Source organism: Gilvimarinus sp. 1_MG-2023 (assembly GCF_030548285.1).
Genome location: NZ_JAUOSC010001840.1, coordinates 1 through 231, shown reverse-complemented (window position 1 = coordinate 231; position 231 = coordinate 1). Strand labels below are relative to the sequence as shown.

1 pseudogene is annotated in these 231 nt (G+C 51.9%); it reads left to right on the top strand.

Going from position 1 to position 231, the window contains the following annotated elements:
- Window positions 1-27: 27 nt before the first annotated feature.
- Window positions 28-231, top strand: a pseudogene (locus Q4563_RS23055) (DNA-directed RNA polymerase subunit alpha); the annotation flags it as partial.

Below are 231 nucleotides of genomic sequence, written 5' to 3'. Positions count from 1 at the left end.
AAATAATAGAGGAGCTTAAGGGCAGCTATGCAGCGTGCAGTTAATGAATTTTTGACACCTCGTAACATCCAGGTAGACGAAGTTAGCGGTACCCATGCCAAGGTCACTCTTGAGCCTCTGGAACGCGGGTTTGGTCACACTCTGGGCGCAGCCCTGCGTCGTATCTTGCTGTCATCAATGCCGGGTGCGGCCATTGTCGAATGTGAAATCGACGGCGTATTGCACGAGTAC